Source organism: Oryzomicrobium sp. (assembly GCF_036820405.1).
Classification (GTDB): Bacteria; Pseudomonadota; Gammaproteobacteria; order Burkholderiales; family Rhodocyclaceae; genus Oryzomicrobium.
Window position 1 is genome coordinate 142149 of the sequence record NZ_DAISLS010000013.1, and the last position, 8929, is coordinate 151077.

At 65.8% G+C, this 8929-nt stretch carries 14 protein-coding genes; 1 reads left to right on the top strand and 13 read right to left on the bottom strand.

What is annotated here, in order from left to right:
* Positions 1-10 precede the first annotated feature (10 nt).
* From V7Z98_RS14120 to V7Z98_RS14180, 13 genes are all read right to left on the bottom strand, one after another.
* Positions 11-400 carry a Mor transcription activator family protein gene (locus tag V7Z98_RS14120; RefSeq protein ID WP_334158675.1) on the bottom strand — a complete coding sequence of 130 codons (390 nt, stop codon included), beginning with the start codon at positions 398-400 and terminating at the stop codon, positions 11-13.
* The gene (locus V7Z98_RS14125; RefSeq protein ID WP_334158676.1) at positions 397-1011 is read right to left on the bottom strand and encodes a regulatory protein GemA; all 615 of its coding nucleotides are present in this window, start codon (positions 1009-1011) and stop codon (positions 397-399) included. The genes V7Z98_RS14120 and V7Z98_RS14125 overlap by 4 nt, the downstream gene beginning before the upstream one ends.
* Positions 1012-1015: 4 nt before the next feature.
* On the bottom strand, positions 1016-1714 hold the full coding sequence (locus V7Z98_RS14130; protein ID WP_334158678.1) for a DUF2786 domain-containing protein: 699 nt from the start codon (positions 1712-1714) through the stop codon (positions 1016-1018).
* A gap of 2 nt (positions 1715-1716) precedes the next feature.
* Positions 1717-1920, bottom strand: coding sequence for a hypothetical protein (locus V7Z98_RS14135; RefSeq protein ID WP_334158679.1), 204 nt, complete (start codon positions 1918-1920; stop codon positions 1717-1719).
* Position 1921: 1 nt separating this feature from the next.
* On the bottom strand, positions 1922-2527 hold the full coding sequence (locus V7Z98_RS14140; protein WP_334158680.1) for a DUF3164 family protein: 606 nt from the start codon (positions 2525-2527) through the stop codon (positions 1922-1924).
* A complete protein-coding gene (locus tag V7Z98_RS14145; protein ID WP_334158682.1) occupies positions 2524-3114 on the bottom strand; it encodes a hypothetical protein in 591 nt (196 codons plus the stop codon). Before V7Z98_RS14145 ends, V7Z98_RS14140 begins: the two co-directional genes overlap by 4 nt.
* A gap of 116 nt (positions 3115-3230) precedes the next feature.
* Positions 3231-3548, bottom strand: a complete 318-nt coding sequence (locus V7Z98_RS14150; protein ID WP_334158684.1) for a hypothetical protein — start codon at positions 3546-3548, stop codon at positions 3231-3233.
* Position 3549: 1 nt separating this feature from the next.
* Positions 3550-4746: an ExeA family protein gene (locus tag V7Z98_RS14155; protein WP_334158685.1), complete on the bottom strand. Its 1197-nt coding sequence runs from the start codon at positions 4744-4746 to the stop codon at positions 3550-3552.
* The gene (locus V7Z98_RS14160) at positions 4746-6548 is read right to left on the bottom strand and encodes a DDE-type integrase/transposase/recombinase (RefSeq protein WP_334158687.1); all 1803 of its coding nucleotides are present in this window, start codon (positions 6546-6548) and stop codon (positions 4746-4748) included. The genes V7Z98_RS14155 and V7Z98_RS14160 overlap by 1 nt, the downstream gene beginning before the upstream one ends.
* Positions 6549-6550: 2 nt before the next feature.
* Positions 6551-7600, bottom strand: a complete 1050-nt coding sequence (locus V7Z98_RS14165; protein WP_334158688.1) for a hypothetical protein — start codon at positions 7598-7600, stop codon at positions 6551-6553.
* Between the two features lie 9 nt (positions 7601-7609).
* Positions 7610-7921, bottom strand: a complete 312-nt coding sequence (locus tag V7Z98_RS14170; RefSeq protein ID WP_334158690.1) for a helix-turn-helix domain-containing protein — start codon at positions 7919-7921, stop codon at positions 7610-7612.
* A complete protein-coding gene (locus V7Z98_RS14175; protein ID WP_334158692.1) occupies positions 7908-8105 on the bottom strand; it encodes a hypothetical protein in 198 nt (65 codons plus the stop codon). Before V7Z98_RS14175 ends, V7Z98_RS14170 begins: the two co-directional genes overlap by 14 nt.
* A gap of 2 nt (positions 8106-8107) precedes the next feature.
* On the bottom strand, positions 8108-8584 hold the full coding sequence (locus V7Z98_RS14180; RefSeq protein WP_334158694.1) for a hypothetical protein: 477 nt from the start codon (positions 8582-8584) through the stop codon (positions 8108-8110).
* Between the two features lie 111 nt (positions 8585-8695).
* On the opposite strand from V7Z98_RS14180, the gene V7Z98_RS14185 reads away from it, so the two are divergent.
* Positions 8696-8926 carry a hypothetical protein gene (locus V7Z98_RS14185; RefSeq protein WP_334158696.1) on the top strand — a complete coding sequence of 77 codons (231 nt, stop codon included), beginning with the start codon at positions 8696-8698 and terminating at the stop codon, positions 8924-8926.
* The last annotated feature ends 3 nt before the right edge of the window (positions 8927-8929 follow it).

The following is an 8929-nucleotide window of genomic DNA, read 5'->3' on the forward strand; positions in this document are numbered from 1 at the left end:
AGCCATAACCTTAGAACAGCCCTACCTGCCTGTCATCCTCTTCGGGGCCCAGGATGTTGCGGATTTGGCGCTCGGTCAGACCGAACTCCACGGCCAGGCGCGCATGGGTCGTGCCGCCGGAGCGCTTGGCGCGGATCTGCTTGTCCCGGGCGGCCTTCACCGCGATGTCTCCCTTGGGCAAGTCGAAGTGCTCCAGGCCGCCATAAGAAGCCACCAGCTTGGCCGCCGCCTCATGGCCCACGTACTTGACGATGGGGTGGTCCGGATCAAAGCGCTTGGGCACGTACAGGCGTGTGCCCCCATAAGCCCGCACCAGCGCCAGAGTGGCGGGCAGGCCGACCAGGGCGGCGATCTCCTGCAGAACGCCGGGCAAGTAGCGGGACTCGACCTCGGTGTTCACTTCGCCGCTCCAGACTCGCGCAGCTGGGCGGTGATCAGCCGCAGGGTTTCCAGGCACTGATACCACTTCCAGGGGTTGGTGAGACGGCCCATAGCCTCGGCCGCATTGAGCGCCCATGCCCCAGTCAGCCCGCGTTGATCGAGCAGCGCATGCAGCTCACCCGAGGCAACGGCCAGCATGGCTTTCTTCTTGCGATCCAGGGCAGCGATCACCCCGACGAGATCCCTATCAGGCACCCAGGCCAGCCGCTCGATGCCCCCCTTACGGCGGGTCTGCTGCCGGGCGATGGCGTCGGCGTAGGACCAGGGCAGCTGCATGTCCGCTAGCAGGGCCTCCACCTTCTTCAGCAGTTCGACCCGATCCAGGTTGTGAGGCTGACCAGGCTGGTGGCCTAGCTTGGCCTGGCCGGGCTTACCGGCGCCGAGTCGGGACAAATGGTCCAGCACCCTGTCGCAGGCCGCCAAGGTCAGCTCGGTGGTGGAACGCACGCCAGCCACGCCAGCGAGCATGTCGCGGCGGGTGGAGTCGTCCATGCCGAGCTGGCGGGCGGCAGCGTGTACGGCACGGCGCCGGGCGGCGAGGCGTGGGCTGGAAGTAGTGGTAGCGGCCATTCCGTCACTCCAGGGCCAAGGGGGATGCCGTGCCGCCGATGCCATGATTCAGCTGTGCATTGCGCCCGGAGCGGCTACCGGCGTCATAGTCGTCGTATTCGTGGTCGCGGAGCTTGCGGCCGTCGTTACGGTTGCGGGGTTTCAGATTGCTCAGGTTCGGGTGGTGCTTGGCCATGTAGGCGTCAATGGCGGCGGCCCGCTGGTCATTCCCTGAAAACGCTGCAATCGTGCCGACCACAGACCGCACCCAGCCTTCGCTGAACAGATCGGCGCGGCGCGTCTTTGTAGCCACCTTGCAGCGTTTGAGCTTGGCCTTGATGTGCTCTTCCCGTGATCGCTTGGCCTGACGGTGCAGCACCGTAAAGGCATAGTGGGCAACCTCCGGGGCCGCACCGCAGCCGATGAAGCACCACTCCCCCTTTTCATCCCAGAAGTAGCCATTGGAGAAGATCACTCGACAACCGAAGGCTTCACCGACCTTCGCCGCCAGCATGGTTTCCCAGTTAGCGGGATTGGATTTGGCCCCGGCCTTTGCCCGGCACTCTTCGGCCTCGGCGGCCTGGATGTCCAGGTCGGTGATGCCGTGAGCCTCCATCAGCTTGCGGGCTTGGCGCAGAGCGGCCTCGGCTTCGTGCTCGTTGCTGCTGGCGGACAGGGCCAGGCACTTCTTGATCTTGTCCAGGATTTTGGCGTTGTCGCTCATGATCACTCCATAATCATGTGGCGAAAGGCAGCCACTTCATCGTCGATGTCTCGATCAGCGGAAATTACGATGATTGCGACTGTGCGTCCGTTGTTCATCCCCAGTTCGACGGAGTCGAACTGGTCATCGGTCTGACGCTCACCATCATCAACAAGATCTTTCAGCGTCATCGTGGGCCACTGGCCAATTCTGTGCAGAAGCCCCATGTCACACCGCCGCGATGTCGAGGGGGATCGGGGCGTACTGGTCGGTGTCGCCAACCTGCTCATAAACCCGGATGTAGGACTTGCTGCCGGTGACCTGCACCGCCTCGCCGATGGCCGTCATGGCCTTGTTCCAGCGCTCGTCGTCGATGGCGATGCGGCGCAGGCCGAGCACTCGGCCGGTGTTGATGTTCCCTTCCTTGTCGACTTGAAATGCGTCATGGACCAGGGCCTGGATTTGCGGGCTGGACCCTTTGCTCCAGTCGGTGATGCACTCGTCGATCAGTGCCTTGGCGGCCTGGAGGCGCTCGTCGAAGGTAAGGCGCTCGGAGATGGCCCGCACGACCTTGTAGCGGCCGTCGAAACTGACCAGGGTGACGTTGCCCTTCTGGCCGCCGACCTTGGCGCCGTACTGCTCGGCGCTCAGCTCGATGAATGCGGCAACATCGCCGAAGACACCCGCCTTGAAGGCGGCGATCTGCTCGCGGAGGGCGCGGGCCTTGGCGACGATGTCGGCCACCAGCTTGTCGCGCTCGATGTCGATGGGCCGGATAGTTTCGATGGGCACCAGGCGCCCCTGGTTGTCCTTCATGTACTTGTCGTTGGTCATGCTGGCTGTCCTTTCTTGATTCGGTTCATCATTTCGCGGGCTTCGTGGCTGGGGGCGGAACGCTGCGGCGGCTCCCGGGGCTTGGCCTCGCCGGTCATGGCTTCACCGACCTGGGTGAAGTCGCCGGACTGGCGATCCACGCTGTAGGGGTTGCGGCGGTCGGCCTCTCGGGCCGCTTCGCTACGCCCCTCGGCCCGGTCGGCGATACCGACGACGATGCGCTTGAGGTAGTTGTGGCCGGAGAGCGGCAGCTGTAGCTTGTCCCGGGTGGCAAGCATGTGTTCCATGGCATCCACCCAGTAGCTCACCGGCGTCACCCACGCCCGGCCCCGGTCCTCGATGCGCCCCGGGGCGATCAGGGCGGCCAACTCGCTCAGGCGGCTGGCCACCGCGTCGAAGCGCATCACCTGCTTGGCCGGGGCGAACAGGCCCACGTAGCGCACCGCGGCGCTGGCCAGGGTGGCCATGGCCGGGTGCAGCTCGGCGAGCGCCAGGAGAGCGTCCCGGGCCCCCTGGTGCCCCATCACCACGTCCAGGCTCATGCGGGCATTGCAGGCCGGGCAGCAGACGGTGGGAAGGCCGCTCATCTGTCAAAACTCCGGCCGGCTGGAAACGGCGAAGGCATGGCGCCAGGTGTAGCGCAGGGCCCGCACGTAGCGCCGGGCTTTGAGGCACCGGCCAATGAAGGTGATGAACGGCAGCCTCATTGCAGTTCCTCCCACTGGATTTGCACGTCGTAGCGGCGGGCGGCGTAGCGCCGCTTGAGCAGGCCGCCATGGTTCGTCTGGCCGATGTCGGCCACGTCGTCGAGCTTGATGTGCAGCTGGGGGCTGGGGGCCACATGGATCACCGGCCCGGTGCGCAGGATCGCTACGGCCAGCACGGGCATGCCCAGGCCGGTCAGCCAGACGATGGCGCGGCGTACGTCATCCAGCGCGGCGGCGTAGCGGTCGTTGCCTTCCTGGTGCAGGCAGCGGCGTTCGGCTTGGGATACGGGGCGAAGGGCAGGATTGCGCGGCATGTCACACCCCCTTCACAACGTCGGCGTTCACAACCGGCACCCCGAGCTGGGCGGCCAGGTTCATGCAGGCCGCCAGCAGGTTGCCCACCGCCAGCGGGTACAGCAGGGACACCGTCTCCGGCCGGTCCCGCCGTGTGGTGGTATGGCTCAGCTTGGCGCGCAGGGCATCGATGCCGCTGGCGTCGATCACCTCGCCCACCGGCTTGCCCAAGCGCTCGAACTTGAATTTCAGGTATTCCTCCAGGCGGCTGCCCTCCAGGGGGGCCAGCTCCACCATCTCGCAGCGCTGCACCACTTCACGCACCGCCGCATCGCGCTCGGAGAGCTTGGCCTTCAGCTCCGGTTGGCCGATCAGGATGATCGACAGCAGCTTCTTGAAGCCCAGTTCCAGCTCGAAGAAGCGCTTCAGGTGCTTGATGGTCGGGATGGGCAGCGCGTTGGCCTCGTCGATCACCAGGCAGTGGCGGTACCCGGCGGCGTGGCTCTCCTTGAGCGCCTTGTGCAGCTGGGCGAAGCGCGCCTCCGGGCTGCTCTTGGGCTTTTCCAGGGGTGCCACTGCTGCCATCAACGCCTCGGCGATGTGGGTAGCCTTGAGGGTCTTGCCCTTCTGGTCGTTGTCCTCCATGCCCAGCACGTAGGGCTTGATCAGCAGGATCGGCTGGTTCTCCCGAGCGATCCGGTCTTCCAGGTCGCGCATCAGGGTCGTCTTGCCGGCACCGCTCTCGGCCACCACCGCCAGCAGGCCACCGTGCTTGGCGGTCTGCAGCATGGCTTCGCGGACGTAGCGGATGTCCGGGCTCACGTACATGTCATCCGCGGACTGGATGGCATCGTCGGCAAAGGGGTCGCGGAACATCCCGAAGTGCTTGCGGGTGTGGGGGAACAGGGTCTGTTTACGCAGTAACATGGAGTCCTCCTGGTTGATTTCTTCAGCGGTTTTCGACGGGGAGACCGAGCGGGCCGCGTTGGCGCGCGGCTCGCTCACTTCTTCAAAGACACCGGACAAGTCGGCCTTCTTGGCGCCATTGGCTTCCAGGAAGTCGAGAATCCGCTCCTTCAAGTCCAACTCGTCCAGGCTCCGGGGCCATTCGCCGTGGTTCACGATCTGGGCCACGGTCGCCGGCGACAGCCCCAGCGCCTTGGCCAAGGCCGCTTGCTTGAGGGCGTTGGCCTCCAGCACCTTCTTCAGCTTCAACATCACTCACCTCCTGCCGCTGCCCGTACCACCTGCAGCGGCCGTTGCATGCCCCCGCGGGGGCCGGAAAGCTCGGCGGCAATCGCGTCGAGCTGATCTTCAGGAACGCCTTCCGGGTAGCGCTGCTGCAGCCAACCGAAGCGGTCGGCCGTCCACTCCCCGCCGGCAGCCTCCACCCGGGCCTTGAGCTGCTTGGCGGCCTCGACGTGGGAGAGCGGCGGCAGCTCCACTCGTGGCGCCACCAGCCCGTGGGCCGTGCCACGGCGCGGCAGGAAGGCCGGCAAGGTGGCGTCGTCGATGTGCTTGTAGGGGTTGAACTGGCCGCCGAGCGGCAGAGCCTTGGCTTTTCGGGCCGCCTCGGCATCGGCCTGGCTGCTGGTGCCGGTGACCAATTGCTCGATTTCCTTCTGGGCCGTCTGCGCCGGGGTATCGGCATGGCGCTTGTAGCGCTCGCCGATGGTGGCGGCGTCGGTGCTGAAGCCGAATTCGGTCTTCTCCACCTCGTGGACGACATGGAAGACTTCGTTCCCGTCCTCGCCCACCAGCACCACCTGGGCCGCGTCGTCGCGCCAGGGGTTGCGGGTGACCATCACCTTCTCGCCGACCATCACGCCCGGCACGGTGGAAACGTCGTACTCGCGGCCCTGGAAAGACACACGCAGCTTCGGGGTGACCTTGCGGCTTTCCGGCTCGGCCACCGCCAGCTCGCGGCACACCGCCACCGAAGGGGCCTTGATCAGCTGGTGGGGGGCGATGGTCATCCACACCTGGCTGCGCGCCTTGCCATGACGGCGGTGGATCTCGGTGGCGTTGAAGTTCTCGCGCCAGGCCCGGGCCAAGCTGTTCAGCTCCTCCAGACCGGACACCGGCCTAAACTTCAGGCCCGGCTCAAACTTGGTTTCCACCAGGTTGTTGGCGTTCTCCACCTGGCCCTTGGCCCGGGCGTTGCCCACCTTGTTGATCACCAGGGCAATGCCCAGGGCCCGGCACAGGTTGCGGAACAGGGCGCCGGTCATGGCTGCGCCGGGGTCGGTCATGATCATCGACGGGCAGCCGTGCATCATGTCGGCGCCACCGCGCTCCTGCATGGCGTTGATGAACACCGAGCACAGGTTCTCGCCGGACTCCGCGCCGAGCACATACTCGACGTACACCCAGCCGCTGGCGTGGTCGGTGACCACGTAGCGCCACACCCGGTTGGCCGACACCCGCTCCAGGTTGCCCGGCTTGTTCTTGTAGTAGACGCTCCCATCCAGACCCTGCAGGCCCTGGTGGCCCCGGCCCTTGTTGCCATTGGCCAGGTAGTACAGGGTGCACAGCGAGGCATCGATCTGCCACACGTGGTTGGGGTGCTTACTCGCCAGTTCAGTCACCGGCGCCGGCGCCAGCAGCTGGTCCGGGTGCAGACCATAGCCGCGCAAAGCACGGTGAATCGTGCTCTCAGAGAGCGGCCGCAGCTCGCCGCTGTCCTTGTCCAGGAACTCGGCCCGGATCATCCCGTTGGCGCGCAATGCCGTGACTGCATCCGCCACCCCGTACAAGCGCTTGTCGTTCTTTCGGGTGGATTCCATCAGCGTGGCCGAGATCAGCTTGGCTTCGTCGAGGGTCAGGGCACTCTGGCCGGCATCGGAACGGCGTTTGCGTGGCGCCATGACGGCCACCTCCTTCATCTTGCGTGCCAGGGTGGCCCGGGAGAACCCCAGTTCCTGGCACGCGGCGTCTAAAATGGCGCCCTTGCCGCCGTGCCCGGCTTGCCGGGCCGCCAGGGCGACGGCCACCAGTCGTTCGGTCAGCGCGGCGCTCATGCTCAGGCGTCCGCCGTTTCCGCAGCGGGCACCATGCGGCCATCGGCGTCACGCTTCCAGCCTGCTGCCGCCATGTCCTCCGCCACCCGGGCCGCCGCCGCTTCCGAGGCGCCGGGGCGCAGCCATTCCGGAGTGGCATCGCCATCGGGGGCACGCTTCACGTCGAACTCGCTGCGCAGCTGGCGCAGGGTCAGCTCCAGCTGGCAGATCAGCCCGGCGGTGAACTCGCCGTGGTCAATCCCGTGGGCTTCGGTATGGTCCGCCAGCGCCTGCAGCCCGGCGTACAGGGCGCGGATGCCCACCTCGGCCTGGGCCGCCAGCAGCGTCACTTCCTTGCGGATTTCCTCACCCACCTCGGCGGGCGGCTGGGCCTTCACCCGCGTCGTGGCCTTGGCCACCTTCTCGGTGAGCTGGTCGATCTTGGCGGTCTTGTCCGCCAGCACCTGGGCTCGGGCTTCCAGGTTGGCCTCGGCCTCCTCGGCGCGCTGGGTCAGCGCCTCCTTTTCCCTGGCGTGCTTGGCGATCAGGTCTTCGGCCAGCTCCAGGAAGGAGTCCTTGTCGCCGGCCTTGGCCACCTCGATCAGGGCAGTCTTCTGATCGTCCGGCAGGCGGCGGAACTGGCGCAGTTCGCGGTAACCGATGCCCATGCGGGACATGCTTTCGAGGGCTTCTTCGCCGAGTGCCTTGAGGTTCGCAATGTTGTCATTCGCATGTTGAGGGGTGATTTTCATCAGCCCACAGAACTCATCCCATGTGCCAGAAAACTGAATACCGTTTTCACTCTTCCTCCCGCTAAGTGCCCGATAAAGCTTGTTTTCCTTAACGAAAGCCAGTTTCGAAGTGAAAACCGTCTTCGAAAATTGCGAGAAAGCATCCGCCATCTGCGCCTGTCCCAGGAGCTGGTTCAGCAGATCGCGTTCTTCAGCCATGCCGCCCGCGAGTTCCTGGGCGCGATTCACGGCGGCCTCCTGGGCCGCCATGTCCGGCGGCGTGGCGCCGGCGAAGTCGGGGCCAACGGGGTCAGCGGTGGGGGTGAGGGCTTTGCGTCCCATGGGGTCTCCTTAGAGGGGTGAGCGGGTGTAGCGCTGGTCGATTTCATCGACCCGGGCGCGCAGGCGGGTCATTTCCACGTCGTGGGCCCGGGCCAGCTGGATCAGCTTGGGGGTCAGGCGCCAGAACTCTTCCCGGCCGGGGATGCGTTCGGCCACGCCTTCCTCGGCCAGCATCTCCAGGTCGCGCAGGGCCGTGGATTGGGTGGTGTCGAGCTGCTCGGCGATCTGCTTGAGGCGCAGGCCGTCGAAGGTGTTGCCCTGGAGAATCCAGAGCAGGCGGATGGCCCGACGGGCGGACTGCTTTTGCTCAGGGGCGGCCATGGTCGGTACCTCCCTGCAGGGCCTTGAGCTTCTTGGCGAGCAGGTGCTCGACCAGGTCGGCAAAGGGCTTGGCATCGGCCTCGCTGATGTCGATCTCGCCGTAGTTGGTCTCGATGCGAAAGCCGCGGCGCATGTCCGGCACCTTCTTGGCCAGGTCGTAGCTGATCCACTGTGGGTCGTGCATGGTCAAACCTCCTGAAAATCCAGCTCGGGCTGGGCATGCTTCTCGACATTGCGGTGGTGCCAGGCCAGCCCTTCCGTGGCCTGCTGGATCGCCGCCAGGGTGTCGTGGGCTTCGGCCTTGCCGCCATGGAACTGGAGCAGTTGGCCAACGGCGGTGGTGAGCACCGTCTGCAGCTCCTGCATGTCGGCTGCGGTGGCAATGCGGCCCGTGGGGATGTCGATCAGCAGCCGGCCGGAACTGGCGGCCAGCCAGCGGGTCACGTAGTCGATGCCGCAGGCTGCCTCGTAGGGGCGGATCAGGTTGGCGGGGATGCGGCCGGTCTGAATCCACTTGTAGACGGTCCAGTGGTCCGTCAGCCCCATCCGCTCGGCAATGCGCTCCACGGAAAGGTTGTGCCGCGCCTTCGCGTAGTCCTTGCACAGCTCAAGGGCGTTGCGCAGCGAGGTCGGCTGGGCGCGTTTCCAATTGCGCGTGGTCATTGGAATGCCCTCCCGCCCAGGGGCTCCAAACAAATCCCGGTTTTGCATCTGTCGTAACGGATTTGCAGCCGATACGATGAAAAGCAGATAATTCGAGAGTTGGAGGAAGTGATGGCGGACCCGGATTTCAACGAGCTGGCGGCGCGGGTCGATGCGGTGGGGCACACGTTGCTGTTCCTCATTGCCGAACTGGAGCTGCAAGGTGCGGTTGATGGGCCGAAGCTGTCCCAGACGTTGCGGCGCTTCGGGCATGACCGAGGGCGACACCCTGGCCTTGAGCGGTGCGGCCAGGTGATGCAGGAGCTGGCGCAGCGGCTGGATACGGCGCGAGCGTCCCGATGACCG